Raw genomic sequence first — 25,372 nt, forward strand, 5'->3', positions numbered from 1 at the left:
TTATTGAAATTATTTGATTGTTTAGATGATAAAAATAAAGTAGCGGTTCAAATTTAGATGGGGACTGATTTAATGCACAGCACAAGATTGTGCTGTGCATTGGGCTTTAAGCTGATTGCTTAAGCATCTTGGTTTTGTGCTTGTTGATGGCTCTGAATCACTTCGAGTGCGGCACGGAAAGCTTCTTGGGCTGCTGGTGCACCGCAATAGGGGAGGCTATGCAGTAAAACTTCTTGGATTTCTTCTACACTGGCACCATTGTTTAATGCACCACGGATATGTCCTTTCAATTCGGTTGGGCTGCGTTGCGCTGTTAAAAAAGCAATGGTAATTAAAGAACGATATTTACGAGGTAATACTCCTTCGCGTTGCCAGGTAGAACCCCATGCATGTTCATTGATCCAATCTTGCAATGGTTCTGTGAAGCTCACGGTATTGTTTTGCGCACGTTGCACAAATTCTGCCCCCATGACTTCAGTACGTACTTTTAAGCCATTTTCATAATCTTGCTGTGACATGATGATTGCACCTTTACATCGAGAAGGTTGATTTTAAAGTGGATAAACTGACTTAGTATAATCTTATTGATCATGCAGTTAAAACAATGTCATCAGTTTTGCTATAGGCTGTCTTGGCAAAGATTTGTGTTTAGTTTGGCTATTGCAGGCATAAAAAAGCCCTCAATGTGATGAGGGCTTTTCAATAAGGACTATTTTAGAAACTTAAGCTTCAATGGCTTGTACTGCAATTTTTTTTGCAGGATCAACCTTGCGTCTCACGTCTGGAACTGGTTCACCATAATATTGACGATCGGCAAAATAGCTTGAGCGAACCATTGGCGCTGCCCAAATATTTCTAAATCCTAATTTTTGACCATGTGCGGTATAACGCTCAAATTCTTCCGGTGTAACAAAACGGTCAATCGGTGCATGTTCTTTCGATGGCTGTAAGTACTGGCCGATGGTGATATAGTCAACATCGTGTGCTTTTAAGTCATCAAGCAGTGCCAAGACTTCTTCTTCAGTTTCACCAATACCGACCATCAAGCCACATTTGGTTGGAATGTCTGGACAGTATTCTTTGAACATTTTCAGTAGGTTCAATGAATGTTGGTAATCTGAACCTGGACGCATCGCCTTATATAAGCGCTGTACAGTTTCAATATTATGGTTGAACACATCAGGTGGGCATTCGGTCATAATTTTAAGGGCGATATCCATGCGACCACGGAAGTCAGGCACTAAGATCTCTAATAAGGTTTTTGGGCTTAAAGCACGTGCTTCTTGAATACAATCAACAAAGTGCTGTGCACCACCATCGAGTAAATCATCGCGGTCTACAGATGTAATAACCGCGTATTTTAGATTTAAATTAGAGATGGTTTCTGCCATATGACGTGGTTCATCTGCATCTAAGGCATTTGGACGACCATGGGCAACATCACAGAATGGGCAACGGCGGGTACAAATATCACCCATAATCATGAAGGTTGCCGTTCCCCCACCAAAGCATTCTGGTAAATTGGGACAGGCTGCCTCTTCGCATACGGTATGCAACTTTTGCGCACGTAACGTGGTTTTAATCCGTTGCACTTCATCTGGCGCGGCCATTTTGACCCGAATCCAGTCCGGCTTACGAGGTGTTTCAACCGTAGGAATAACTTTTACAGGTATACGCGCAACTTTTTCAGCGCCACGAAGTTTAACACCCTGTTCAGGTTTACGGTTTTCAGACATATTCAATTTTCCACTGTTTTGAGGAGGGAGATACCGCGATATTATAACCTGATTGTAAAATCGATAGGGTAAAAATACTATTCATTTACTAAATGTTGTCATCAAGCAATATATGCATTTGAAATACAGTAAAAATGAATAGTTTACGTCATAATAGCCGCAAGTTTGTAATAAGATTTAGCTTAAGGAGCGTTGAATGCCTCGTAAAAAAGATATTGTTGCTAGCACTTTCCAGAAATATGATGCTGTTGTCCTCGGTTCAGGTCCAGCGGGTGAAGGCGCAGCAATGAAGCTGGCTAAATCCGGAAAACGTGTAGCAATCATAGACATCCGTGAGCAACTGGGGGGAAACTGTACTCACGTGGGGACTATCCCAAGTAAAGCATTGCGTCAGACTGTTTCGAGCATTATTCGTTATCAGCGTGATCCGATGTTCAAGCAAATTGGGGATTGGAAACAATTCACCATGAAGCAAGTACTGCATAATGCACATAAAGTGATTCAGCAACAAGTTGCGACACATTCGCGTTTTTATGATCGTAACGATATTGATGTTTATCATGGTCGTGCTTATATACAAGATAAACATACGATTTTAATTTTTAGTGAAGATGGCGTTAAAGAAACGGTTAGCTACAAACAATTGGTAATCGCAACAGGAAGCCGTCCTTATCATCCACAAGGTCTTGATTTTGATCATCCACGTGTATTTGATTCGGACAAAATTTTAGATCTCGACTTCACTGTACATAAAATCATTATTTATGGTGCAGGGGTGATTGGTTGTGAATACGCTTCAATCTTTATTGGTTTAGGCATCAAAGTTGATCTGATCAATACTCAACATAAATTACTCAGCTATTTAGATGACGAAATTTCAGATGCATTGTCTTATCACTTACGTGAGCAAGGTGTATTGATTCGTCATAATGAGCAGATTGATCACCTCGATAGTGCGGATGATCATGTGGTGTTATCACTGCAAAGTGGTAAAAAAATCAAAGCGGATGCCATTTTGTGGTGTAACGGTCGTTCGGGGAATACCGATAGCCTAGGCTTGGAAAATATTGGCATTCAACCCAATAGTCGTGGTCAATTGTCAGTGAATGATCAATACCAAACTGAAGCTGAAGACGTATATGCTGCAGGCGATGTTATTGGTTGGCCATCATTGGCTTCTGCGGCGTATGACCAAGGTCGTTGCGCAGGTGCCAATATGAGCGGTGAAAAAGATGTGAAGCCTGTCGTGGATATTCCAACCGGGATTTATACTATTCCAGAAATTTCTTCGATTGGTAAAACTGAACAACAGTTGACTGAAGAAAAAATTCCTTATGAAATTGGCCATTCATCTTTCCGTCATTTGGCACGTGCACAGATTACTGGCGATACAGTTGGTGTTTTGAAAATTTTATTCCATCGCGATACTTTAGAAGTCCTTGGTATCCATTGCTTTGGTAACAATGCGGCAGAGATTATTCATATTGGACAAGCTGTAATGCAAAGTCCAAACAATACCATTAAGTATTTTGTTGAAACCACATTTAATTATCCGACCATGGCAGAAGCCTATCGTGTGGCAACATTAAACGGTATGAATCGTTTGTTCTAAGTCACAATTAAATTAAACCGTTAAAGAAACTAAGCCCATCATCGTATGGGCTTTTCTTTGCCTCATAGTTACGCTGAATGATTTTCAGCTTTGAAAAAGATTGTTTGAACTGAGACTGGTTTAAGTTTTTGAGCGATTTTGATTGAGTAAATCGGGAAGCTGCGCTGCAAGAAAATCAATCATTAATCTGGTTTTAGTGGGAACATAGCTTTGGTTGGGAAATACTGCATAAATGCCTTGGCGGCCTAGCTGGTAGTGGGGAAACAGTTGCACCAAGCTGTGCTGTTGAAGCTCTTGTTCAATCAACCATTTGGGGAGGATTGCCACACCTAGGTTGGCAAGCAGCATTTGTTTCATGGTTTGCACATTATTGGCTGCATATTTGGTTTTTTCATGCAGTGTGAGTTGTTCTGTGCCTTTTTTGAAATTCCAGAACTGGATGGTGTTGAGATTGAGATTTGAAATCCAGTCTGCTTGTTCAAGTTGTTTGAGGTGTTCGAATTGCATTTGATTGGCATAGCTTTTAGAGGCGACCAATACAATGTCATATTCTGCTAGTTTGCGTGCTTTATAGGTAGAATCATGCAGTTGTCCTAGACGAATCGCTACATCAATTTGTTCTCGAATCAGATCATAAGGTTTGGCATCAAATAAACATTGTAAATGTAATGCCTGATGCTGCTGACAAAACTCAGCCAACAATTCCCACAAAATTTGATGGCCAAATTCATAGGTCGAGGTCATACGTAGTATTCCAGAGGCACTTTGCTGACCGTGTCTGATATTTTCTATGCTTTGCGTGATATTCAGTAATAGATCTTTAAACTGTAAGTAGAGTTCATGACCTGCCTCGGTTAATGTGAGTTTTCGGGTATTTCGAATTAATAAGCTCACCCCAATTTCCTGTTCAAGACGTTTGATGCGCATGCTGACCAAAGCTTTACTAATATTGAGTTGTAAGGCTGCTTGAGAAAAGGACTGCTTTTCAATCACCATAATATAGGTTTGGATTAAATCAAGATTAGGCATATTGGCTCGGTTCCAGTCGCTTTCAAGTTCAATAATACTAAACAATCAATTCAATAAAATCAGACTATTCAGAAAAATTGAATAAAATAATAATAGCCACGATTCAATAAGAGGCATGCAGATGCAATATCGCAGCAAAGTCGCATGTATTTTTTTACTGGGCTTTTTTCTAGACTGTATCAATATCTTTATGAGTGCCATTGCTTTTCCTGCAATGAGCACGCTATTTAAGTTAAATCGAGTGGAAGTGGCATGGATTGCCAATATTTATATTCTGGGACTAACATTGATTATTCCTTTAAGTAGTTGGCTGGCAAATATTCTGAACGTACGCCGTGCTTTATTGTATTCAGTTGGACTATTTACCTTGGCAACATTTATGGTTGGCTTTGCCGATTCATTTTCCAGCTTATTATTTTGGCGTTTTATTCAAGGGCTAAGTGGTGGACTCTTAATTCCAATTGGACAAGCATTAACTTTTAATCTATATCAGGGAGGTGATCGAATTAAAATATCTACCGTCATTATGATGGTGGCACTGATTGCACCTGCATTATCACCAATGTTGGGTGGTTGGATTGTTGATCTAAGTTCGTGGCGTTGGATTTTTTATAGCCATATTCCATTTGCAGCACTGTTGTTTATCTTGGTTTATTACTGGCTGAAACCAGAGTATTTAACGCAGCAGCAACGCCCAGATTATCTGGGAATGCTCTTTATTGCCTTGGCTTTAGTGGCTTTGTTAATGAGCCTGACTTTAATGGGCGAACTGAGTCACCCATATCTACTGATATTGTTTGTCTTACTCACTGCGCTGTTTGGTGCGGGCTATATTTACTATGCTCGGCATCGCATCGACCCCGTGATTCAACTATCGTTATTGAAAAACACCAAACTACAGCTATCAATTCTGGTTTATTTGGCTGTACCAGGTGTATTTACAGGTGTGAATTTACTGGCTATTTTTTTCTTGCAGGATGTATTGCAGTTTAGTGCGGCAGAAACTGGAAGTTTTATGCTGCTCTATGCACTAATGGCACTCTCAGCGATGTTACTCGCAAAAAAATATTACTTGAAATGGGGTGCAAAAAAGCTGTTTTATCTCGGTGTTGTTATACACAGCTTGGGTATCTATTTACTCGCGCGTTTAGAGACGGGGAACTCGATCTCTTCTGTGGCAATGGCTTATTTATGTACGGGTTTTGGCGGTGGACTGGCAGCCAATACCGCACAAGCAACAGCTTTACTTGATTTTACCAAAGAGCAAATGGCGCAGGCCAGTGTGATTTGGAACATCAACCGGCAAGTGAGCTTTAGTCTTGGTGCTGCTTTTTTCCTTATGTTATTTAATCTTTTTCAGCATTTTTCAGATTTAGACTTGTTAGGGAATTACCAGCTTAGTTTTATTTGTGCAGCAGTCTTGGGCTGTATGCCATTACTATTTTTACATCGACTTAAGGAACAATCTCATGTCATTAAATGTTGAACGTGCTATTCGCAGTGTATTTACCTTACACGACCAAATTGAAGCGGTATTTTCACAAGCAGATGTTGATGCAACATTGGCCGAGCTACTGGCATGCTTTTCATCAAGCTTTGAAATGATCACGATCAAAGGCCAACGTATTCAGTATCCACAGCTTCAAGCCTTGTTTACCAATAATATGGGGACTTGGCCTGATTTTAAAATTGAAATTTCAGAGGTGATGGTTATTGCTGAAGCTGCTGATCATGTGTTACTGCGCTACCAAGAACAGCAAGTGAAACAAGGTGTTGTAACACTTCGACAGTCAACCGCTTTAATTGAATTTCAAGGCGAACACTGTTTATGGCGTTATTTACATGAAACGACTGTCTAAAAGACAATAGTCGATTTAATGGGCGCAAAATGCTTGGTTGAAATAGACAAAAAGATTTGGTGTTTGCAGCCACAATAGGATGGCTGCACCGACCAGTAAAATGACACTCACGATGATGAGTGTCTTTAATTTAAATAGAGGCTTAGTCACGAACCACAGGCTCCTCATTCACAAAAAGGTGGATAAACACCCCTAAAAAGCTCAATACCACTGAACAGACCCAAATAATATTGTAATTGCCGGTCATGTCATGGTTTAGTCCACCTAACCATCCACCTAAGAATGATCCGATTTGATGGGTAAAGAACACTAAACCACTGAGCATGGTTAAATACTTTACCCCAAACATATTGGCAACGATACCATTGGTCAGTGGGACAGTGGATAACCAGAGTAGACCCATCACCACGCCAAAAGTATAAATACTCCATGTACTTAAGGGTACAGTCAGGAAGGTAATGATGGCAATCCCACGTAGTCCATATAGCCACATCAATAATTTGGGTTTGGAGTATTTGTCACCCAGCCAGCCAGCAGTATAGCTCCCCACTACATTAAATAAGCCAATCAGTGCGAGGAAAATAGTCCCTGTGGTTGCGGAAAAACCGTGATCAATCAGGTAACCAGGTAAATGTACCCCGAGAAAAACCACTTGAAAACCACAAACTAAAAAGCCAAGTGCTAACCACCAAAATGGCCTATGGTTTCGAACAATTTTTAAAATCTGTTTAAAGCCGAGTTGTGGCTTAACGGGATGGTGTGCAGTATTGGGATCGACATACATTGGTGCTTTGAGTAAAAAACCCAGTGGAACGATCAATGCAACCAATATCGCGCTGACCACCAAAGCGGCTGACCAACCAATATTTTGTAATAATAACAATGTAGTTGGCAGCATAATAAATTGGCCGAAAGAGCCTGCGGCACTGGCAATCCCCATTGCCATACTTCGTTTTTCAGGCGGAACTGCACGACCGACAGCAGAGAGCAGCACTGAGAACGAGGTTGCGGACAAAGCAAAACCGATAATTAAACCAGTACTGAGGTTGAGTAACCAACTGGTCGAACTGATGGCCATGAGCAATAAGCCGACACAGTAGAGAATTCCCCCTGTAATCACGACAATTTTGCTGCCATATTTGTCGGCAAGTGCACCAGTAAATGGCTGTACTGCGCCCCAAATTAGGTTTTGCATCGCAATGGCTAAGCTAAAGACTTGATGGCTCCAACCAAACTCGTGGCTCATGGGAACCAAATAAAGTCCAAAGCCATGCCGTATCCCCAGTGAAAGCGCTAAAATCAGTGCACTGCCGATAAGCATGTAAATCATGGGTTTGGTATAGGTATATTTAGAATGATGAATGGCAGGCATAATCCGTCCATAGATAAGCAAGTATTGTTATTGTAAAGAGATATACACTTGCTTGCGACCTTATATTATTTTATTTATCAGTCGATTAATTTTAATTATTTATTGTGTAATCAGTTTTTATCATTAAAGGCCAATCAAGTTACTTATCAGTTTTAGTGGATGCAGTTTGCTTATATAGATGAATTAAAAGTATTGGGTTATTGGTTTATTGGGGCTAAATCAACAACCCAGATGGTTGATTTAAAAACGATATCCAATCCCGATATAGCTAATAATGGGGTCAATATCAATTTTGGTTTTTGAGCGAACCAGCACATTGCCTGTATTATTGTCAGTGACTGTAATTTGCGCTTCATTATTCATTTTTGAATAAGAGACTGACCCGACTGCAAACCAGTTGGGATTAAAGTCATACGTTGCACCGATCGTAACAATGGGGGCGATGCTATTGGTGGTTTTTACTTTAACCCGTGGGTCAGCAGAAGAAAGCTTGCCATCGAGCGCTGCACCAGCTTGATTATTCAATATATTTTGAATTTTATGCCCGGCATTGACCAGATCAGCTTCAATGCCGCTATTGAGTTTTACATCATCAAAATAGGCATATAAAACACCGGCGCCGACATAGGGACGAAATTTATTAACGCCTGACTTACCAAATTGATAGTGGATTTCGGCCGCAGGTAACCACGCGCGGACAGAAGCTGCACGAGAACCTTGGGCAAGATTGGTCACGGGGATTTGTGTGTCGAGTGGAATATCACCGATACCATCAATTAATGTATTGGCGATTGAGCCAATGATAGGGGTGCTAATTTCTCCTTTAGGTGTGGCTGTGCCCGATAGCGGCGCGTAGATTTGCCCTTTACCTTGAATATCGACTTTGGGCGGAATACCGGCTTTTAATTCTAATGACCAGTGATCTGTAAAAAAGTAATTGGCCATAATACCCAAAGTATCAACACTTTCTGCCTCTAAACCAGTGTTTGGGCTATTCCAATTTTCTAGACTATTAATATTCACTTTACCGCTCATATCAGCGGTAAGTACACCGTTGTTTATTAAGCCTAATGTTTGACCAATGCTGGTTACACCAAGCAATTTCGTTTTTGCTGCATTACCTGCTGCTGTTGGTGCAATGGCATTGGTCACAGAGTTAAGTTGTACGTCACCCACTTTGTAATCGCCATTATTCACCAGTGTGCTGGTATTAAAATTGTTGGCACTGCCTTGAGGGGCTGCATGTAACCATCCTGCTGAGATTGAAAAACGTTTAAAATGATCACCATCTTTAAAACTAAAATAAGGTGAATCAGCAGCATAGCCTAGGAGGGGGAATGCGGCTAAGGACAGCGCTAAAGGGAATATTGATTTGCTCATAATTATGGACTCCGTGTCCAATCGTTGGTTTTTATTCGAGTCCTATTATTTGAAATTTTGTTCTGAAATGAATGTGTCTTTTTATTGGAGTTTTTTAAAAAGTGTTTGTTTCTTAGAATTTAATTTAGAATTGTCACCCTAGTTTGTACGTGAACCCAACAAAATCATATTTTAGTGTGAAAATATGCGCGTGACCTTTATTGAGGGATCTTTAGATGGCCGAAAGATAATGACATAAAACTCAAATCCTCTGGTCGGGGAAAGTGGCCGAAATATTTACAATGTTATTGAGCAGAAGCTCAATAAAAAATCCGCTACACATCTAATGCTGAATCGGTAGCGGATTTGATTACGAAAAAAATGATGGATGCGCTCAGCTTAATTTCTGAGTTTAAGTTCTAAGCAGTGAAGCGCGATAAATCTTCGTCTGGGCGTGCGGTTAAAATTTCGACCCCCGTTGCTGTAACCACAAGCGTGTGCTCATATTGAGCAGAAAGTTTATGGTCTTTGGTGACAACAGTCCATTTGTCACCCATGAGGCGGGTTTGCCAAACACCTGCGTTCACCATCGGCTCAATGGTAAAGGTCATGCCTTCTTCTAAAATCATGCCAGTATCTGCTTGACCATAATGTAAAACTTGCGGCTCATCATGGAAAACGGTACCAATACCGTGACCACAATATTCACGAACAACGCTAAAGCGTTCAGATTCAACGTATTTCTGAATAGCATGGCCGATGTCACCAATACTCGAACCTGGCTTAACTGTGGCGATACCACGATACATGGCCTCTTGTGCAACATTACACAGGCGGTTGGCCAAAATTGAGGTCTCTCCAATGACGTACATCATATTGGTATCGCCGTGGTAACCATCTTTAATAACGGTGACGTCGATGTTTAAGATGTCACCATTTTTCAAAATCTTGCTTTCAGATGGAATACCGTGACAAACCACATGGTTAACCGAGGTACAGATAGTATGTTGAAAAGCATTACGGCCTGGAGCCGCCCCATAACCTAAACAGGCAGGAATGGCATTTTGCGTATTGACAATATAGTCATGGCAAATGGTATCGAGTTCTAAGGTACTCACACCCGCTTTTATGTGCGGTTTAATCATATCCAGAATTTCTGCCGCTAATTTTCCCGCCACACGCATTTTCTCAATTTCATCTGCTGTTTTGATTAATCGACGCGGCGCTTGATAAGTACTGTTCATGATCTTTAAAAACTTTTGGAAATTTGTATGTGACTATGGTATAAATAGCCGCCCAATTTATCAAATGCTTTTAACGATTATATTTGTTGTGAGTATTTGTAAACAAAATTGGTGTAAAAATCCGCACATATGTCGTCACATTACTCTGGGTGCCTTTTTAAAAGGTGGAGAATGCGGACATATGGAGGCCTAACCCAAACTTAAAGGTAAAGAAAATGGCAGATTACAACGTAAGCATGCGCGACCTTCTACAAGCTGGCGCGCACTTTGGTCACCAAACACGTTTCTGGAACCCAAAAATGCGTGAATACATTTTTGGTGCACGTAACAAAATTCACATCATCAACTTAGAGCACACAGTTCCTGCTTTGAATGATGCGTTGAACTTTGTCAACAATCTAGCAAGCAAAAAGAATAAAGTATTATTCGTTGGTACTAAACGCGCTGCATCTAACATCATTCGTGAACAAGCGCAACGTGCGGGTCAACCGTATGTTGATCACCGTTGGTTAGGTGGTATGTTGACTAACTGGAAAACATTACGCCAGTCAATCAACCGTTTAAAAGAACTTCAAAGTCAATCTACTGACGGTACTTTTGCTAAGCTTACTAAACGTGAAGCTTTAGAACGTACTCGTGAAATGGACAAACTTGAACGTGGTTTAGGCGGCGTTAAAAACATGGGTGGTTTACCTGACGCATTATTTGTAATTGACGTTGATCACGAAGCAATTGCAATTAAAGAAGCGAAAAACCTTGGTATTCCTGTGATTGGTATCGTTGATACTAACTCAAACCCAGATGACGTAGATTACGTTATCCCAGGTAATGACGATGCGATTCGTGCTGTAACTTTGTATGCTTCTTCTATGGCTGATGCGATTATTGCTGGTAAAGAATATGCTCAGACTCAAGCAAATGCTCAAGCGAAAAGCGAAGACGTTGCTAAAGAAGCAGCACCAGAGGCTTAATGCGTTTTGACGCAGCTTTGTCATTATTTGAAGCTATTATGGTGACAAATTAAGCGTCGATTAGGCAAAACGGCCCAGGTTATACTTTGGGCCGTTTTCTGTTGAACAGATTGATTTTTTACCGTATTTAGGAGAACAACATGACTGTCACTATTAGTGCAAGCATGGTAAAAGAATTACGTGACCGTACTGGTCTTGCGATGATGGAATGCAAAAAAGCATTAACAGAATCAAATGGTGATGTTGAAGTTGCGATTGATAATCTTCGTAAATCTGGTCAAGCGAAAGCGGCTAAAAAAGCAGGCAACATTGCTGCTGATGGCGCAATCACAATTGTTCAGGATGGTAACAAAGTAATTTTACTTGAAGTTAACTGTCAAACTGACTTTGTTGCTAAAGATGACAACTTTGCGAACTTCTCTAATCAAGTTGCAACTGCTGCTTTGGCTGCAAATGAAACTGATGCTGCTAAAATTGTTGATCTTAAGTTACAAGACGGTAGCACTGTTGAAGAAGCGCGTATTGCACTTGTTCAAAAAATCGGTGAAAACATCCAAGTACGTCGCGCTACTATCCTTGAAGGTGAAAACCTTGCAGTTTATAAGCACGGTCTACGTATCGGTGTAGCAGTTTCTTTTGCTGGTGATGCGGCTACAGGTAAAGGCGTTGCAATGCATATTGCTGCGTTTAATCCAGTTGCTGTAACGGCTGAACAAGTTCCAGCTGACTTGATCGCTAAAGAAAAAGAAATTGCTGAAGCGAAAGCACTTGAATCTGGTAAACCAGCAAATATCGTTGAAAAAATGGTTACTGGTTCAGTTGAAAAATACTTGAATGAAGTTGTACTTGAGCGTCAAATGTACGTTATGGACAACGAAAAGAAAGTTGCTGATGCACTTAAAGCTGCAGGAACAACAATTGTTCAATTCGTTCGCTTCGAAGTGGGTGAAGGAATTGAGAAAAAAGCTGAAATGAGCTTTGCTGAAGAAGTTGCTGCTGCACAAGCTGCTGCGCAATAATCTTTGCACCTAAAAAAAGCCTCTTTTGAGGCTTTTTTTTTGTTTTTAAATTTCGCTTATCAAAAGTGCATGGAGAGCGTTGTTTTTCGGTGTATTTAAGCAGGCAATAAAAAGGCCGCCGAAGCGACCTTTTTCATCTTATGCTGTGCTTTAAACTGATTGTTTAACAGCGGCAAGGAGTTGATCTTGGCGATCTTTTAATGCTTTTGGTAAGCGCTCACCAAGTTTTGAGAACAACTCAGTGTGACTTTCAATCTCTTTAATCCATTGATCTTTGTCTTGTGAGGTAACGGTATTGAATTGCTCTTTAGAGAACTCAATGCCTTCCCAATTTAGTTGTTCGTAAGTTGGAACAAGACCAATTGGTGTCTCGGTCGCATCAGCACGGTTTTCGCAACGATCAATGATCCACTCAAGTACGCGCATGTTTTGACCAAAACCAGGCCAAACAAAGTTGCCTTCAGCATCACGGCGGAACCAGTTTACATTAAAGATTTTTGGTAATTTGTTGCCAGCTGCAGCAGCTTTTGGTGCAACTTCTTCACCAAGCTCCAACCAATGGTTGAAATAATCAGCCATGTTGTAGCCAGTAAATGGAAGCATTGCAAATGGATCGCGGCGAACAATACCTTGTTGGCCAACTGCGGCTGCAGTTGTTTCAGAACCCATGGTTGCTGCTTTATAAACACCATCAACCCAGTCAAAAGCTTCTGAAATTAATGGCACTGTGTCTGCACGACGACCACCGAAGATGAATGCTGAGATTGGAACACCAGCTGGATTTTCCCAGTCAGCATCAATAGAAGGGCATTGGCTTGCTGCAACAGTAAAGCGTGCATTTGGATGTGCTGCTTTTTCGCTGCCAGTATGCGGTTGGCCTTTCCAGTTGGTCAGGTTTGCAGGCGCTTCTTTGGTTAGACCTTCCCACCAAACTTCACCGTTGTCAGTGACCGCAACGTTTGTATAGATTACGTCTTTATGCATGGTTGCCATGCAGTTCGGGTTGGTTTTAGTATTGGTACCTGGTGCAACACCGAAGAAGCCAGCTTCTGGGTTGATTGCATATAAGCGACCATCTTCACCTGGTTTAATCCAAGCAATATCGTCACCGACAGTTTCAATTTTCCAACCTTCATAACCCGCTGGTGGAATCAACATTGCAAAGTTGGTTTTACCACAAGCAGAAGGGAATGCAGCAGCGATATAGTGTTTCTCACCTTGTGGGTTTGTTACACCTAAAATCAGCATGTGTTCAGCTAACCAGCCTTGTGCACGGCCCATAGAAGAGGCGATACGTAGCGCAAGACATTTTTTACCAAGCAATGCATTACCGCCATAACCTGAGCCATATGACCAGATTTCACGTGTTTCAGGGTAATGCACGATGTATTTTTCAGGATTACAAGGCCAAGAAACATCTTTCTGGCCTTCAGCTAATGGTGCTGCAACGGTGTGTACACATGGAACGAATTCGCCATCAGTACCAAGGACATCATAGACAGCTTTGCCCATGCGTGCCATTTTTGCCATGCTTACAGCAACATAAGCTGAATCGGTGATTTCAATTCCGATTTGCGCAATGTGGCTACCCAGTGGACCCATTGAGAATGGAACCACATACATGGTACGGCCTTGCATAGCGCCATCGAATAAACCATTTAAACGGTTACGCATTTCTGCAGGAGCTTCCCAGTTATTGGTAGCGCCAGCATCATCTTGATTTTGGGAGCAGATGAAAGTGCGATCTTCAACACGAGCGACGTCAGACGGATCAGAATTCGCTAAATAAGAGCCAGGGTGCTTTTCTTTGTTTAATGCTTGCATGGTGCCGTTAGCGATCATCAAGTCAATAAGACGTTGATATTCTTCTGCGCTACCGTCACACCATTCAATTTTCGCTGGTTTCGTTAATTTAGCAATTTCTTCAACCCATGCAATAAGCTTAGGGTGACGAACGAACTCTGGTGCGTTCACTTGGGTCATGGTGAGGCCTATCTCAAATGTGTGCAATACAATGCACAAATAATAATCCGAAACTTATTAAATAAGCTCCAGATTTAAGTATGAAAAAAAGTGGCTATATTAAAGCATAAATAATAAAAAAAAATAAGGCTTGATCGCGAATAAACATTTGTAGCGGTGTTGTGTTTAAGTTCTTGTATATCAATGGGATTGAGTAATATCGACCCATTGTATTTTGTTATTTATTTCATGTATGTGTGTTATTTCTTATTAAAATTATAAGTTAAAACATAGGTTTGCCTCATATTGAGGCTGTCCATCTAGAAATTTAAGATATTTCAGATTGGAAATTGCTTTTTTACATGGATGTGCTTTTAATCGGGTGTTAATTGGTCTAAATTTCTCTAATTGTTTCCATTAAATGACGTCCATGACCAACAACGCGCTCAACTTATCGTTCATTTATAATGAAAAATCGGGGTTTCATTCCGCTGCAAACAATAAAATATTAGAGGAAATGGTTTGCTATTGGGCAGAACGGGGCTTTTCTGTCATGCAATTTGTAATTTCAAACCATCAAGATTTTGATCAAATGATGCAACAAGTATTATTAAGGCATGCTGATTTAGATCATCCTGGTATTGTTGTTGCGGCAGGTGGCGATGGAACCCTAAATGCCGTTGCAGCGCGCTTATTACACTTAAAAGTCCCGATGGGTATTCTACCGATGGGGACTTTTAATTATGTTGCGCGAGCATTAGATATTCCTCTGGATTTAATGGCAGCGGCAGAAGTAATAGCGACAGGGGTTAAACGGGCTATTCATGTCGCAAAAATTAATGATCAGATTTATTTAAATAATGCCAGTTTGGGTTTATATCCGTTATTTATTCAAAAAAGAGAATTATATAATCAGAAATTTGGTCGTTTCCCCTTACATGCCTATACCTCTGGTCTAGATGTCCTCATTCGGGAGCATCAGGAATTAAAACTTGAGCTCCAGATTGATCAAGAGATTTATAGCTTAGAAACCCCATTAATTTTCTTTGGCAATAATCAATTGCAATTGGCCGATCTGAACTTAAAAGTTGCTGAGTGCGCGAAAGAGGGGCGGGTTGCTGGTGTCGTTATGGCAAAAAGTGATAAGCTGATTCTGTTCAAAAGCTTATTACAGTTGGTTCGTGGGAAAATCGATGAAGCATCAGACGTACATAGTTTTAGTGCACAGCAAGTGATTGTTGATGCGGAACAAGCCCAATTAAGTGTCGCAATTGATGGCGAAATCGTTGAAATGACTCCCCCTTTAAAAATTCATGTAGAACATTCTGCTTTAAACGTTATGGTGCCTTATGTTGATTCATCTGTCTGATTTACATTTTGGTACGGAGAGAGCAGGCCCTATTGCCGCAATTCAACAATTTTGTTTTGAGTATAAGCCTGAAGTTGTTGTAATCAGTGGTGATTTAACGCAGCGCGCACGTTTACGTGAGTTTTTTGCGTGTAAGCAGTTTTTAGACGCTTTAGATGTTCCTTATTTTGTAGTGCCTGGGAATCACGATATTCCGCTGTATCATCTTTGGAAGCGAGTGTTTCAACCATTTGGTTATTATCAGCTTTTCTTTGGACCACTGGAACAAAATTTGGAAACCGAACATTTTTATTTGATCGGTCTAAATACGGTGCGTCCCCGTTATCATACCAAGGGGGAAGTCTCAGAAAAGCAAATCGATCAAGTCGATCAGATCTTGCAACAAGCTCCTAAAAATAAAATGAAAATCATCGTGAGTCACCAACCTTTTTATACAGGGCATCTTGATCATCATCATGTCAAAGACTGTCCAGTATTGGCACAGTCTGCATTAGAACGGTGGGGACAGCATGATTTATTTGCATTACTCCACGGACATTTACATGTTGCTGAAGCCTACGATTTAAATCAACTCTATCAACTTGGTTTAAGCCATCCAGTCTATGAAATTCATGCGGGAACTGCGACCTCACATCGCCATTATAAAAAAACACCAAATAGCTTTAATGTCATTCATAATAGTGGGCAGATCCAACATTATTTTTATGATGAAAAACGACAACAGTTTCTTTTGGAAAATGATGAATAATCATTTACTTCGCGAGATTGTGGATGGATGGGTAAAAATAACTCAAAAAAATAAAAAAAAATTGATTTAACCCTTGAAGCGTTTTTTTTCATCCCCACCAAAGTGTCATGAAATTATTTTGATAATGACCAATGGAATAAGACAAGTCGTTATCAGCAAATCTAAATAGACTAAGTCTGATGGAGTTATTTATGAGCAACATTCGCCCATTACATGATCGTGTAGTTATTCGTCGTGTTGAAGAGGAAACTAAAACTGCTGGCGGTATTTTATTACCAGGATCTGCTGCTGAAAAACCGGCTCAAGGTGAAGTATTGGCAGTTGGTAATGGTCAAATTACTGAAAATGGCGTTCGTGCATTAGACATAAAAGTGGGTGATAAAGTTTTATTCGGAACTTATGCGGGCACAACTGTAAAAGTCGATGGTGAAGAACTTCTTATTATGAAAGAGTCAGACATTTTAGCTGTATTAGAAGGCTAATCTGCCGCTAATTAATCTTAACGTTTGTAAAAATTAAAATATTTGGAGTTGAGTATGTCAGCTAAAGACGTAAAATTTGGTGATTCAGCACGTAGTAAAATGATTGCTGGTGTAAACACACTTGCAGATGCTGTAAAAGTAACGCTTGGTCCAAAAGGCCGTAACGTTGTCATCGACCGTTCATTCGGTGCACCACACATCACTAAAGATGGTGTTACGGTTGCTAAAGAAATCGTTCTTGCCGATAAATTTGAAAATATGGGTGCACAACTTGTGCGCGAAGTATCTTCAAAAACCAATGATATCGCAGGCGACGGTACAACAACTGCGACTGTGCTTGCACAAGCGATTTTAAATGAAGGGATCAAATCTGTAACAGCAGGGATGAACCCAATGGATTTAAAACGCGGGATCGACTTAGCGGTTCGTGCGGTTGTTGAAAATATTAAAGCAACTGCAAAACCTGCTTCTGACACTAAAGCGATTGAACAAGTGGGTTCAATCTCTGCAAACTCAGATGAAACTGTTGGTAAGCTGATTGCTGAAGCAATGGAAAAAGTAGGCAAAGAAGGCGTGATCACTGTTGAAGAAGGTTCAGGCTTCGAAGACTCGCTTGACGTTGTTGAAGGTATGCAGTTTGACCGTGGTTATATCTCACCATATTTTGCCAATAAGCAAGATACATTAACGGCTGAACTTGAAAACCCATTCATCTTATTGGTTGATAAAAAAATCAGTAATATCCGTGAATTGATCTCAACTTTAGAAGCTGTTGCTAAAACTGGCAAACCACTTTTGATCATTTCAGAAGATGTTGAAGGCGAAGCATTGGCCACACTTGTTGTAAACAACATGCGCGGTATTATCAAAGTATGTGCAGTTAAAGCACCAGGCTTTGGTGATCGTCGTAAAGCAATGTTGCAAGATATTGCAATCTTGACTGGCGCAAATGTTATTTCTGAAGAAGTGGGCATGTCTTTAGAGCAAGCAACATTACAAGATCTTGGTACTGCACATAAAGTGACTGTATCTAAAGAAAATACTGTGATTGTTGATGGTGCTGGTGATGCAGCTCAAATCGCTGATCGCGTACAACAAATCCGTGCTCAAATTGAAGAATCTACTTCAGAGTATGACAAAGAAAAACTTCAAGAACGCGTTGCTAAATTAGCAGGCGGTGTTGCTGTAATCAAAATTGGTGCTGCAACTGAAGTTGAAATGAAAGAGAAAAAAGACCGTGTTGACGATGCATTACATGCAACACGTGCTGCGGTTGAAGAAGGTGTGGTTGCAGGTGGTGGTGTTGCACTGGTTCGTGCAGTACAAGCGCTTGATAACCTAACAGGTATTAACGATGACCAAACTGCGGGTGTAAATATTTTGCGCCGCGCAATCGAAGCACCACTTCGTCAAATCGTCGCCAATGCGGGTGATGAGCCATCGGTTGTGATTAACGCTGTTAAATTAGGCGAAGGTAACTACGGTTATAACGCAGCAACTGGCGTTTATGGCGATATGCTAGAAATGGGTATTCTTGATCCAGCGAAAGTAACACGTTCTGCTTTAGAGCATGCAGCATCTGTTGCTGGTCTAATGTTGACGACTGAATGCATGATTACAGATATCCCAGAAGACAAAGCTGCTATGCCTGATATGGGTGGCATGGGCGGTATGGGCGGCATGATGTAAACCGCCCATTTATACTACAACCTATTGATATTTATAGTTAATTATATTGGTTGTGCGTATTGTTACTCACAGTCTTACTCACAAAATGTTTGACTGTAAAAAAAGGCCACTTCAATTAGTGGCCTTTTTTATGTCTACTCACGCGCTCAGCACTTGCTGATCTTCATCACAATCCATCACGATACAAGAAAGCACATAGCTATTTAACCAAAAGTTTTTACGGCCATCTTTACGCGGCTCAAGCACGCGCCCATCTTTAATCCGAGCATACAATTCTTTTTCCGAAATATTCATACGCAATGCAAATTCAGCTGTCGAAATTCGACGCTCAGTATTTGTTAGATCCAGTACCACACCCATCAGCTCACCTCTCCCAAACTCCGCACCACACTTTCAGGTAAATTCTCAATAGCGGCATTGAGCATCTGATCAAAACCGCCGTGCGCTATAAAAGCATCCATTGGATTATCTAGGTTCAATACATGAGCGTCAGATTGACACTGAGGGCAAATAGAATCCTCAACTTCAACTTTGCATTCGTAGCATTGCTTAGTCATTGGTTGGCTCCCGCGCTTCAATCACAGCCTGCTTTACAACAGCATCATAAACATCACCAGCAATACCGCCACACACCTTGGCGGTGATTGCAATTATCTCGGCCATTTCGTCTGAGCACTCTTTTGGCACCAAAACAAAGCCCTCTGGCACGGCGCTCGCCTTGGCTCTTAGCCACATTACCCAACTATGATTTACAACTTCGTGAGTCAATTCTCTGTCACTTTCTGGACAGTCCTGAGTAACATCAAAATCGCCAGTTTTAATATTGAATTCAACATTATTCAACAGGGCTGTAAAAATGAATTCAGCTTCAAACAAAGGCTTTTCAGTTAACCAACGTGCTTGCTTTTTTTGAATATCCATCACGCAACCTTCCTTATAATATTTCTTTCTTGCTGCCTTTGCATAACTGCAATTTTTGCGTGAACTCCCATACGGTCACGACCAAGAACCTCAGCAATAAAATGAACTGGGTGGCGATCTTTAAGCATTGTTTTTAAAACTTGCTCTTCGCATGGCCACCAACCGCCAACGGCTTTTTTAAATACTTGTCGTTTCATTCATCTTCCTCCGCAGCTTCGATCATTGCTTTGTATTCCTCAAAATCACAGTTTTCAGGATCAGTATCTGTTAGTAGTTCTTGAATTTCACAAGCTGTACGCCACCACTCTTTAACACGAGGATTTTCAGATTCAAAAGGGTATAGGGTACTCTGGGGATCACGCTGAAAACGGCTCATTGATGATGTTAAGAGATCAACCAAAGCTATTGTCTGATTAATGATTGCAAAATCAGTTCGATGTTGAGTACCTATCTCACTCTCAATTAATTGCCTTTGCTGCTTGTGGTCATCCAAAACGAATTGCTTTGCAGACTCCTTAAACTCACAAGCCATGTAATTTAAGTGATATAGCACAGTATCCTTTTGATCTTGGTGTAAAAAACCAAGCTCAGGAATCTTATTAAATAAGTAGTTGGCTGAAAGCTTTGGAGCAATAATGCAGCCATCAGGTACTGCTTGGGTTTTAGCTGCTAACCAAGTTTTAAACTGTAATTCGCGTTCTTGCTGCGTACTGAAGTGTGAATAGATACGCTGGTACCATTCGAGATATTCACTTTCATCAATATTAGCAGCGATATTCGATTTCCAGTCTTGGTAGTGCCATGCATCAAATACAGGGCGTTCTTTCTGAATATCCATCATGCTACTTTCTCCTTGGCCCATTCCGCAAAAGCACCATCTTCATTGCCATAAATAAGCATCAAGAACCAATCCCCACTAGCCACAGGTTTTTCAGGATTCCAGTCACTTAGATCGCCACCATCACCATATTTTTCCCATTGATCGTAATTATCTAATTCGAGTGAGATTTGGAAAGTTTCAATATTGAAGTAACGCTTTAGCTCATCCCACTGCTCGTTAGAGCAACCCTCCGCATCATTGAAATTGGCTTCCCAGTACTTATCGAATTCGGGATGTGACCATGAGCCATAATCATTACGTACAACATCAACAGGTTTTAATTGATTAATTTCCATCACGCCACCCTCAAATAACTAATATTAAATTCACGGCGGGCATCGATAAGCGTGATTACCGCCTGGCTTTTAAGTGAATCAATAAGACTTTTGCCGACCTTAAAGTACTGCCGAGAAAACAATTCAAAGCGCTCAACACAATAAGCATTCATTTCATAACTTGGTTCTACATCTTCGCCGTGAAATATCTTCGCTACATTCTGGCCACGCTTTAGAGTCACACAACCTTTCTTGCTATTTGGCTCATGGCCACCATTCAACATCCACTGGATGAATGGGGCACACAGATCAGCAGGGAGGTGATTAATAACCTTGATTACTTCGAGCTCCTTTTTCATGAAATCACCTTTTGCAGTGCATGTTTTTTGCTTTTAAGCCTGGCTAATAAAATGCAAGATGCGTTATTCAATGGTGTGGCTAATCGTCTAAATGTCTGGTTGTATCGAACTAACTCAGATCGACTTAATAAAACTAGATTCTCAATACTGCAGTCTGTTTTATCTAAATTTTTAAAAGCCACCACATGATCACTTGGTACCGGACCATTGTGCTGTACCCATACGACACGATGCTTCAGCTCAAAAGTATTTGGCTCTGCGGTTTTGATAAAAACATACCCATCCTTGCTGCAGATTCTTTCAAAGCCAATAGGTTTGTGGTTCCATGCATCCTGATTCTTTTTAAAGCTTCCACTATTTGGCTTACATCGGCCTTTGGTGCCAGTATTCCAAGAAGTAGCACCTTTAGCAAAAAGACCGGTGCGACCTGTTTTCCATTTCTTACGTGTACACAGTGCTTTAATTTGATCGACTGTAAGTTCTGTATTAAATTTTGAGTTAACTAATTCAGCTAACGCTTTTCGCTCTAAAGTACAGTTAGCTTCAATAAAAGCTAACTGCTCAGGCGTGTATTTAATTGCTACACCTTTGGCCATGATTCACCCGATTAGATTTTGTGGAATTTCCACAGCATCAATATTTTTAATCCCACGATATTCAGCAACAAGTTTTGCGGCACTTAGGCGCATATTATTGTTCTTGATTACCTGCTCACTTACTTTTTCAATTGCGTCTGTGCGTTGTAACTCAGCTTCGAGATCTTCACCACGCAGATCGGGATTGCTCAATCGCTCAAGCTGTGCGAATAGAGCCGCATTTAGATCGATAGGGGTACTCATGCAACTTCCCCCTCAAGCACACGGCGTCGCTTCACAATCTCGGCCATGAATTTCGGCTGCATTTCCGCACTTCGAGCACCCACATCAACCTCTAAAATATCTAGTGTTGTAAGATCGGGTGCACTCTTAATCCGATCCATGAGTGTTGGTGGCATCTCGTGTTCAACAGGTGCTAATTCACAGAGTCGTTTGCTAATTGCTTTTTGCAAAGGCACTTGCTGTTCAACAGTCCAGTCTCGGGCATAGCGAATTTGCGCATTAGCTACGGCAGGCGTTTGAGCATTGGCAATAATTTCAAGCAGGTCTGCCAATATTTCTAGGCGCTTAACTTCCTTTTTGCGCTGCTCATACTGACTCATGATCATGTGCCCAGATTCGCCGTGAAGCTGCTGCAGCTCAGGCAATAGCGCTTCAAGATCACCAATTGTTAAAGCTGCGGTAATACGATCACGCAATGACTTTTCATGATTAAACCGATTTTTAGCATCATCAAAAGTAACAAGATTGTCTTCTTGAATAACTGTTTTATCGACTGCAGTTATTTGGATACTGCTTTGAGATGTCTTTTCTACAGCATCATTTGATGCGGTAATTTGGACATTCTTATTAGCCACAACAGGAGCTTTAGTCTTACGAGTGGCTTTGGGTTTTTCATCACCAAGTCGAACCGCAGTAAAGTCACCACTCGACTCGCGACCCAAACATTTACACATGGCTTGCATCTGCCGCCGTGCATTCTCACAATCACGCTGAACAAAGCCGTTATTAATAGACTCAATCAAGGCATGACATGTTTGTTTTCCAAATTCAGCGATATAAACAGTTGATCCGTAAGTGTTGACGATATATACATCATCACCATCCTGAATTTCCTCAAGCGTAAGCGGCTTAGTAAACGTAATACCAGCAACTTCAATCATGTCGAGCTTGATGCAAAATTCATAACCGGTCTTAGCGAAAATCGTGGCAGGAAACCGTTCGATATCATCGAAATCCATCAATTCACCCACGGCGCGGCATAGAATGTTCTTGCCGGCAACCATTGCGTTAAAGGCCTCTTGAGGCGTGATTAAATTATTCATGCTGCATTTACCTCTTGTGCAAGTTTTTCGATTTCGGCTTTTGCGTTACCCAATACGTTTTGATCAATTGCAGTTAGTGCATCGATACCAAAGTGTTCACAAACGGTTTTAGCGTCTAGACCGCGTTCATTAATAAATGCCTGTAGTTCATCACGCTGAGCATCAGTAATGGCCATAAACTCTTTAGGGCTGATCCATGTATCGCGAGGAACATCAAAGCTACAGCCAAGGGTTTTGGCTCGGGCCAACATTACCTGGCGCATGTTTTGGTAATACACGTGCTCTCTGTCTAGCTTCAAAGTTTCAGTGAGCTGATTCAAATCACCTGCATGCATTGCTTCTTCACAGCTTTGCTTCCAGTTATCGAAATCCTCAAGCGCCTTATTGGATGCAACCTGAGCAGGGGTTAGAGTATTGATGTGATCTTTAGCTTGCTTAATAAGGTCAGCCAAGAATGTTGGATTGGTCGCTAGATCAGGTAGCCAAACCTCACCAGTCTCACCACCCAATGCGCCCGAGTTTTTAGCGTGATGTGTTGGGGAGGGCGTAAAGTTAATAACGCGAGCATTTTTACCTTCACTTGTGGTGACCGTTGTTAGGTATCCCATGATGTCGGCAATTCGATATAGCTCATTTCGGTTTTTACCGCCAAGCTCAGGTCGATAAACAATCTTCTCGCCACTGTGGTCCTCAGAAGCATGGGCAATAAACACGACATCTTTCCCAAAACTCAGCAACGTATTGATGTATTGCTTAAACTTCATATTCGCCAAGCCTTGAGCTTTTAGTTTTAATGCACCGTCTTGTTGGCGATTATTTGCAGTCTTAAGCAGGTGAGTTTTAATCGACTCAAGCATTGCGCCAACGGTATCAATTACCACTGTGTTGTAAGGCATCAGGTCTTGTTCTTTAATGTTTTCAATGTCAGACCATTGCTGAACAGGGATAACAGCGCCGCGACGGAGTTCACCAGTACGGTGAGCACCTCGGTCAAAGTCAAACGAAATGGCTTTATCCGCCGTGAAGCCCAAAGATGTTTTACCAATACCCGGATCTGCATAGATATAGGTAATGATTGCATTAACATTTAAAGCCTGATCGGCTGGAATAATATTTAAAGACATTACGCAGCCTCCTTTGCACATTCACAGGTACCGCAAAACGCATAAGTCAAAGGACTTGGCGCATCAGATGGTGTTACATCGGATATATGCATTGGGATGCTTTGTTTTTTATGCGTCACAATCACAACATCACCAGTGCGATCCGAAACAACACCTTCTTTGGAAGAGAAGCGGGTAGATCGTGCATTGTTTGTTACTTTACAGAAGGTAACTTCGTCACCAGCCTTGATAGCTGAGCGATCAACAGGGATGATCTTTCCACAGGTAGGACAGTTATAATTTTTCATTACACAGCTCCTACTGGTAGACCAAGGGCGGCATTAACTTTGTCGAACTGAATTGCAGGCAACATCGCAGTCATGGGTTTAGCTTCAAACTTCTCTAGGATCGACTTTGATGCTGGACATACTTCCCATAGCTTTTTAAATGTTTGAACGCTATTTAAGATGGCTTCAACCTCTTGCTCCATTGCTTGGCGTTCATTTTTTAACTTGTCACAAGCATCAGTGGCTTTAATAAACTCAATACAAATAGGCTCGTCACCAGCGTACAATTTAGGGCGGTAATAATGATGATCCTTACCGATGATTCGTTGTTCTGAGAACCGCACATCATGGTTTTGACCAGCAATGGCAATTCTTATTCCCCAGTTCATTGGAAGCCAGCTCTTAGGAAGGCTTTGCATTGCTTTTAAATGAGCACCATAAATATCAGCATGGAATTTATCGCCAACTAAATGGAGATTGCGTTCTGCTTCTTTTTGCTTTACTTCAAAAGCATTGTTCAAAACAGATTGAGCCATGCGCTTGCGCAAACCATTGGTTAATCTAGACATTACACAGCCTCCACAAGTTGATTCTTTTCGATATACGCCGTGATCAACTGGTTAATGCTGTAATGATCATTTGCGTCAGTGAAGTCGGAGAATGCATCGCCTGAAGCTGTTGTGATATTGATTGAATCAAGGCTTGTGATTTCGACTGCGGTGTATTCGGAACCCGGTACACCATAACTATCCGGATGCGCTTCAAATGTGAATTGCACGTTTAGAATGAAGTCATCTAATGCGATGGTTGTTGTACCAGTATTGGTGCCTGTAATACTTAATGACTGAATAGAGAATTCAGCAGGGGCAATGTTTACTACTGGAGCAGGTGTGTTGTATCCAGTGAATTCAGGTTGATAAGCAAATGCTAATGCACCTACCGCTATCGAGCATGAAACAGCTGTCGCCGTTGCATAGTTGAAGATATTAGTTTTTACGTTCATAATGATCTCGCAGTTTTGAAAAGCCCGTTTGATGTGAGAGTCGCGGGCTTTTCTGTATTTGGTGTGACAAATATCGCATTTCCGATATTTTAAGTCAATAGCTAATCCTGTATTAATATAGAAAATCCGATATTTTTTAAGATATATGCTTTAATAGGCAAAAGAAAACCCG

Annotated in this window: 30 protein-coding genes; 9 read left to right on the forward strand and 21 right to left on the reverse strand. The window is 41.1% G+C overall.

Annotated elements, in window-relative coordinates:
- Positions 1 to 119: 119 nt before the first annotated feature.
- Positions 120 to 518: a carboxymuconolactone decarboxylase family protein gene (locus tag FD716_RS05195; protein WP_139851291.1), complete on the reverse strand. Its 399-nt coding sequence runs from the start codon at positions 516 to 518 to the stop codon at positions 120 to 122.
- A gap of 204 nt (positions 519 to 722) precedes the next feature.
- A complete protein-coding gene (gene lipA / locus FD716_RS05200; protein ID WP_139851292.1) occupies positions 723 to 1,736 on the reverse strand; it encodes a lipoyl synthase in 1,014 nt (337 codons plus the stop codon).
- Between the two features lie 196 nt (positions 1,737 to 1,932).
- On the opposite strand from lipA, the gene sthA reads away from it, so the two are divergent.
- Positions 1,933 to 3,348, forward strand: a complete 1,416-nt coding sequence (gene sthA, locus FD716_RS05205; protein WP_139851293.1) for a Si-specific NAD(P)(+) transhydrogenase — start codon at positions 1,933 to 1,935, stop codon at positions 3,346 to 3,348.
- Between the two features lie 120 nt (positions 3,349 to 3,468).
- Here sthA and FD716_RS05210 read toward each other — a convergent pair whose 3' ends face one another.
- Complete coding sequence (locus FD716_RS05210) at positions 3,469 to 4,377, reverse strand: LysR family transcriptional regulator (RefSeq protein WP_139851294.1); 909 nt, start codon at positions 4,375 to 4,377, stop codon at positions 3,469 to 3,471.
- A 121-nt stretch (positions 4,378 to 4,498) separates the two neighbouring features.
- On the opposite strand from FD716_RS05210, the gene FD716_RS05215 reads away from it, so the two are divergent.
- Entirely contained in the window at positions 4,499 to 5,863 is a 1,365-nt protein-coding gene (locus tag FD716_RS05215) for an MFS transporter (RefSeq protein WP_139851295.1), read from the forward strand.
- The gene (locus FD716_RS05220; RefSeq protein ID WP_139851296.1) at positions 5,847 to 6,236 is read left to right on the forward strand and encodes a DUF4440 domain-containing protein; all 390 of its coding nucleotides are present in this window, start codon (positions 5,847 to 5,849) and stop codon (positions 6,234 to 6,236) included. Before FD716_RS05215 ends, FD716_RS05220 begins: the two co-directional genes overlap by 17 nt.
- Positions 6,237 to 6,378: 142 nt before the next feature.
- Here the strand turns inward: FD716_RS05220 and FD716_RS05225 are convergent, their stop codons facing one another.
- From FD716_RS05225 to map, 3 genes are all read right to left on the reverse strand, one after another.
- Positions 6,379 to 7,566, reverse strand: a complete 1,188-nt coding sequence (locus FD716_RS05225; RefSeq protein ID WP_407641919.1) for an MFS transporter — start codon at positions 7,564 to 7,566, stop codon at positions 6,379 to 6,381.
- Positions 7,567 to 7,848: 282 nt separating this feature from the next.
- Positions 7,849 to 8,988, reverse strand: coding sequence for an OmpW/AlkL family protein (locus FD716_RS05230; RefSeq protein WP_139851298.1), 1,140 nt, complete (start codon positions 8,986 to 8,988; stop codon positions 7,849 to 7,851).
- Positions 8,989 to 9,386: 398 nt separating this feature from the next.
- Positions 9,387 to 10,211: a type I methionyl aminopeptidase gene (gene map, locus FD716_RS05235; protein ID WP_139851299.1), complete on the reverse strand. Its 825-nt coding sequence runs from the start codon at positions 10,209 to 10,211 to the stop codon at positions 9,387 to 9,389.
- Between the two features lie 215 nt (positions 10,212 to 10,426).
- On the opposite strand from map, the gene rpsB reads away from it, so the two are divergent.
- Both rpsB and tsf read left to right on the forward strand, forming a co-directional pair.
- On the forward strand, positions 10,427 to 11,182 hold the full coding sequence (gene rpsB, locus FD716_RS05240) for a 30S ribosomal protein S2 (protein WP_139851300.1): 756 nt from the start codon (positions 10,427 to 10,429) through the stop codon (positions 11,180 to 11,182).
- Between the two features lie 140 nt (positions 11,183 to 11,322).
- A complete protein-coding gene (gene tsf / locus FD716_RS05245; RefSeq protein ID WP_139851301.1) occupies positions 11,323 to 12,201 on the forward strand; it encodes a translation elongation factor Ts in 879 nt (292 codons plus the stop codon).
- A gap of 150 nt (positions 12,202 to 12,351) precedes the next feature.
- Here the strand turns inward: tsf and FD716_RS05250 are convergent, their stop codons facing one another.
- Positions 12,352 to 14,184, reverse strand: coding sequence for a phosphoenolpyruvate carboxykinase (GTP) (locus tag FD716_RS05250; RefSeq protein ID WP_139851302.1), 1,833 nt, complete (start codon positions 14,182 to 14,184; stop codon positions 12,352 to 12,354).
- Between the two features lie 409 nt (positions 14,185 to 14,593).
- On the opposite strand from FD716_RS05250, the gene FD716_RS05255 reads away from it, so the two are divergent.
- The 4 genes from FD716_RS05255 (at position 14,594) to groL (ending at position 18,451) form a co-directional block, all read left to right on the forward strand.
- On the forward strand, positions 14,594 to 15,532 hold the full coding sequence (locus tag FD716_RS05255; protein ID WP_139851303.1) for a diacylglycerol/lipid kinase family protein: 939 nt from the start codon (positions 14,594 to 14,596) through the stop codon (positions 15,530 to 15,532).
- Positions 15,513 to 16,280, forward strand: coding sequence for a metallophosphoesterase family protein (locus tag FD716_RS05260; RefSeq protein WP_139851304.1), 768 nt, complete (start codon positions 15,513 to 15,515; stop codon positions 16,278 to 16,280). The genes FD716_RS05255 and FD716_RS05260 overlap by 20 nt, the downstream gene beginning before the upstream one ends.
- A 191-nt stretch (positions 16,281 to 16,471) precedes the next feature.
- Positions 16,472 to 16,762 (forward strand): co-chaperone GroES, encoded by a 291-nt coding sequence (locus tag FD716_RS05265; RefSeq protein ID WP_139851305.1) that lies wholly within the window; start codon positions 16,472 to 16,474, stop codon positions 16,760 to 16,762.
- Between the two features lie 54 nt (positions 16,763 to 16,816).
- On the forward strand, positions 16,817 to 18,451 hold the full coding sequence (gene groL / locus FD716_RS05270; RefSeq protein ID WP_139851306.1) for a chaperonin GroEL: 1,635 nt from the start codon (positions 16,817 to 16,819) through the stop codon (positions 18,449 to 18,451).
- A gap of 138 nt (positions 18,452 to 18,589) precedes the next feature.
- Here groL and FD716_RS05275 read toward each other — a convergent pair whose 3' ends face one another.
- Genes FD716_RS05275 through FD716_RS05340 form a run of 14 tightly spaced genes read right to left on the reverse strand, consistent with a single transcriptional unit; the run spans position 18,590 to position 25,200 of the window.
- Positions 18,590 to 18,811 carry a hypothetical protein gene (locus FD716_RS05275; protein ID WP_139851307.1) on the reverse strand — a complete coding sequence of 74 codons (222 nt, stop codon included), beginning with the start codon at positions 18,809 to 18,811 and terminating at the stop codon, positions 18,590 to 18,592.
- Complete coding sequence (locus tag FD716_RS05280; protein ID WP_139851308.1) at positions 18,811 to 19,008, reverse strand: hypothetical protein; 198 nt, start codon at positions 19,006 to 19,008, stop codon at positions 18,811 to 18,813. Before FD716_RS05280 ends, FD716_RS05275 begins: the two co-directional genes overlap by 1 nt.
- Positions 19,001 to 19,372, reverse strand: a complete 372-nt coding sequence (locus tag FD716_RS05285) for a hypothetical protein (protein WP_139851309.1) — start codon at positions 19,370 to 19,372, stop codon at positions 19,001 to 19,003. The genes FD716_RS05280 and FD716_RS05285 overlap by 8 nt, the downstream gene beginning before the upstream one ends.
- A complete protein-coding gene (locus FD716_RS05290) occupies positions 19,372 to 19,569 on the reverse strand; it encodes a hypothetical protein (RefSeq protein ID WP_139851310.1) in 198 nt (65 codons plus the stop codon). Before FD716_RS05290 ends, FD716_RS05285 begins: the two co-directional genes overlap by 1 nt.
- Positions 19,566 to 20,210: a hypothetical protein gene (locus FD716_RS05295; RefSeq protein ID WP_139851311.1), complete on the reverse strand. Its 645-nt coding sequence runs from the start codon at positions 20,208 to 20,210 to the stop codon at positions 19,566 to 19,568. Before FD716_RS05295 ends, FD716_RS05290 begins: the two co-directional genes overlap by 4 nt.
- Complete coding sequence (locus FD716_RS05300; protein ID WP_139851312.1) at positions 20,210 to 20,548, reverse strand: hypothetical protein; 339 nt, start codon at positions 20,546 to 20,548, stop codon at positions 20,210 to 20,212. Before FD716_RS05300 ends, FD716_RS05295 begins: the two co-directional genes overlap by 1 nt.
- The gene (locus tag FD716_RS05305) at positions 20,548 to 20,886 is read right to left on the reverse strand and encodes a hypothetical protein (protein WP_139851313.1); all 339 of its coding nucleotides are present in this window, start codon (positions 20,884 to 20,886) and stop codon (positions 20,548 to 20,550) included. Before FD716_RS05305 ends, FD716_RS05300 begins: the two co-directional genes overlap by 1 nt.
- Positions 20,883 to 21,482, reverse strand: coding sequence for an HNH endonuclease signature motif containing protein (locus FD716_RS05310; protein ID WP_139851314.1), 600 nt, complete (start codon positions 21,480 to 21,482; stop codon positions 20,883 to 20,885). The genes FD716_RS05305 and FD716_RS05310 overlap by 4 nt, the downstream gene beginning before the upstream one ends.
- A gap of 3 nt (positions 21,483 to 21,485) precedes the next feature.
- A complete protein-coding gene (locus FD716_RS05315; protein ID WP_139851315.1) occupies positions 21,486 to 21,725 on the reverse strand; it encodes a hypothetical protein in 240 nt (79 codons plus the stop codon).
- Positions 21,722 to 22,807: a hypothetical protein gene (locus FD716_RS05320; RefSeq protein ID WP_139851316.1), complete on the reverse strand. Its 1,086-nt coding sequence runs from the start codon at positions 22,805 to 22,807 to the stop codon at positions 21,722 to 21,724. The genes FD716_RS05315 and FD716_RS05320 overlap by 4 nt, the downstream gene beginning before the upstream one ends.
- Complete coding sequence (locus FD716_RS05325; RefSeq protein ID WP_139851317.1) at positions 22,804 to 23,931, reverse strand: ATP-binding protein; 1,128 nt, start codon at positions 23,929 to 23,931, stop codon at positions 22,804 to 22,806. The genes FD716_RS05320 and FD716_RS05325 overlap by 4 nt, the downstream gene beginning before the upstream one ends.
- A complete protein-coding gene (locus FD716_RS05330; protein WP_139851318.1) occupies positions 23,931 to 24,218 on the reverse strand; it encodes a hypothetical protein in 288 nt (95 codons plus the stop codon). Before FD716_RS05330 ends, FD716_RS05325 begins: the two co-directional genes overlap by 1 nt.
- The gene (locus FD716_RS05335) at positions 24,218 to 24,766 is read right to left on the reverse strand and encodes an Nmad5 family putative nucleotide modification protein (protein WP_139851319.1); all 549 of its coding nucleotides are present in this window, start codon (positions 24,764 to 24,766) and stop codon (positions 24,218 to 24,220) included. Before FD716_RS05335 ends, FD716_RS05330 begins: the two co-directional genes overlap by 1 nt.
- The gene (locus FD716_RS05340; RefSeq protein WP_139851320.1) at positions 24,766 to 25,200 is read right to left on the reverse strand and encodes a hypothetical protein; all 435 of its coding nucleotides are present in this window, start codon (positions 25,198 to 25,200) and stop codon (positions 24,766 to 24,768) included. Before FD716_RS05340 ends, FD716_RS05335 begins: the two co-directional genes overlap by 1 nt.
- Positions 25,201 to 25,372: the final 172 nt, after the last annotated feature.

Origin of the sequence: Acinetobacter pullicarnis, assembly GCF_006352475.1 — a bacterium.
In the GTDB taxonomy this organism is placed as follows: Bacteria; Pseudomonadota; Gammaproteobacteria; order Pseudomonadales; family Moraxellaceae; genus Acinetobacter; species Acinetobacter pullicarnis.

Coding starts and splice junctions, on each gene's coding strand:
- FD716_RS05195 (WP_139851291.1), bottom strand. CDS start 518: ATGTCACAGCAAGATTATGAAAATGGCTTAAAAGTACGTACTGAAGTC.
- lipA (WP_139851292.1), bottom strand. CDS start 1,736: ATGTCTGAAAACCGTAAACCTGAACAGGGTGTTAAACTTCGTGGCGCT.
- sthA (WP_139851293.1), top strand. CDS start 1,933: ATGCCTCGTAAAAAAGATATTGTTGCTAGCACTTTCCAGAAATATGAT.
- FD716_RS05210 (WP_139851294.1), bottom strand. CDS start 4,377: ATGCCTAATCTTGATTTAATCCAAACCTATATTATGGTGATTGAAAAG.
- FD716_RS05215 (WP_139851295.1), top strand. CDS start 4,499: ATGCAATATCGCAGCAAAGTCGCATGTATTTTTTTACTGGGCTTTTTT.
- FD716_RS05220 (WP_139851296.1), top strand. CDS start 5,847: ATGTCATTAAATGTTGAACGTGCTATTCGCAGTGTATTTACCTTACAC.
- FD716_RS05225 (WP_407641919.1), bottom strand. CDS start 7,566: ATGATTTACATGCTTATCGGCAGTGCACTGATTTTAGCGCTTTCACTG.
- FD716_RS05230 (WP_139851298.1), bottom strand. CDS start 8,988: ATGAGCAAATCAATATTCCCTTTAGCGCTGTCCTTAGCCGCATTCCCC.
- map (WP_139851299.1), bottom strand. CDS start 10,211: ATGAACAGTACTTATCAAGCGCCGCGTCGATTAATCAAAACAGCAGAT.
- rpsB (WP_139851300.1), top strand. CDS start 10,427: ATGGCAGATTACAACGTAAGCATGCGCGACCTTCTACAAGCTGGCGCG.
- tsf (WP_139851301.1), top strand. CDS start 11,323: ATGACTGTCACTATTAGTGCAAGCATGGTAAAAGAATTACGTGACCGT.
- FD716_RS05250 (WP_139851302.1), bottom strand. CDS start 14,184: ATGACCCAAGTGAACGCACCAGAGTTCGTTCGTCACCCTAAGCTTATT.
- FD716_RS05255 (WP_139851303.1), top strand. CDS start 14,594: ATGACCAACAACGCGCTCAACTTATCGTTCATTTATAATGAAAAATCG.
- FD716_RS05260 (WP_139851304.1), top strand. CDS start 15,513: ATGTTGATTCATCTGTCTGATTTACATTTTGGTACGGAGAGAGCAGGC.
- FD716_RS05265 (WP_139851305.1), top strand. CDS start 16,472: ATGAGCAACATTCGCCCATTACATGATCGTGTAGTTATTCGTCGTGTT.
- groL (WP_139851306.1), top strand. CDS start 16,817: ATGTCAGCTAAAGACGTAAAATTTGGTGATTCAGCACGTAGTAAAATG.
- FD716_RS05275 (WP_139851307.1), bottom strand. CDS start 18,811: ATGGGTGTGGTACTGGATCTAACAAATACTGAGCGTCGAATTTCGACA.
- FD716_RS05280 (WP_139851308.1), bottom strand. CDS start 19,008: ATGACTAAGCAATGCTACGAATGCAAAGTTGAAGTTGAGGATTCTATT.
- FD716_RS05285 (WP_139851309.1), bottom strand. CDS start 19,372: ATGGATATTCAAAAAAAGCAAGCACGTTGGTTAACTGAAAAGCCTTTG.
- FD716_RS05290 (WP_139851310.1), bottom strand. CDS start 19,569: ATGAAACGACAAGTATTTAAAAAAGCCGTTGGCGGTTGGTGGCCATGC.
- FD716_RS05295 (WP_139851311.1), bottom strand. CDS start 20,210: ATGGATATTCAGAAAGAACGCCCTGTATTTGATGCATGGCACTACCAA.
- FD716_RS05300 (WP_139851312.1), bottom strand. CDS start 20,548: ATGGAAATTAATCAATTAAAACCTGTTGATGTTGTACGTAATGATTAT.
- FD716_RS05305 (WP_139851313.1), bottom strand. CDS start 20,886: ATGAAAAAGGAGCTCGAAGTAATCAAGGTTATTAATCACCTCCCTGCT.
- FD716_RS05310 (WP_139851314.1), bottom strand. CDS start 21,482: ATGGCCAAAGGTGTAGCAATTAAATACACGCCTGAGCAGTTAGCTTTT.
- FD716_RS05315 (WP_139851315.1), bottom strand. CDS start 21,725: ATGAGTACCCCTATCGATCTAAATGCGGCTCTATTCGCACAGCTTGAG.
- FD716_RS05320 (WP_139851316.1), bottom strand. CDS start 22,807: ATGAATAATTTAATCACGCCTCAAGAGGCCTTTAACGCAATGGTTGCC.
- FD716_RS05325 (WP_139851317.1), bottom strand. CDS start 23,931: ATGTCTTTAAATATTATTCCAGCCGATCAGGCTTTAAATGTTAATGCA.
- FD716_RS05330 (WP_139851318.1), bottom strand. CDS start 24,218: ATGAAAAATTATAACTGTCCTACCTGTGGAAAGATCATCCCTGTTGAT.
- FD716_RS05335 (WP_139851319.1), bottom strand. CDS start 24,766: ATGTCTAGATTAACCAATGGTTTGCGCAAGCGCATGGCTCAATCTGTT.
- FD716_RS05340 (WP_139851320.1), bottom strand. CDS start 25,200: ATGAACGTAAAAACTAATATCTTCAACTATGCAACGGCGACAGCTGTT.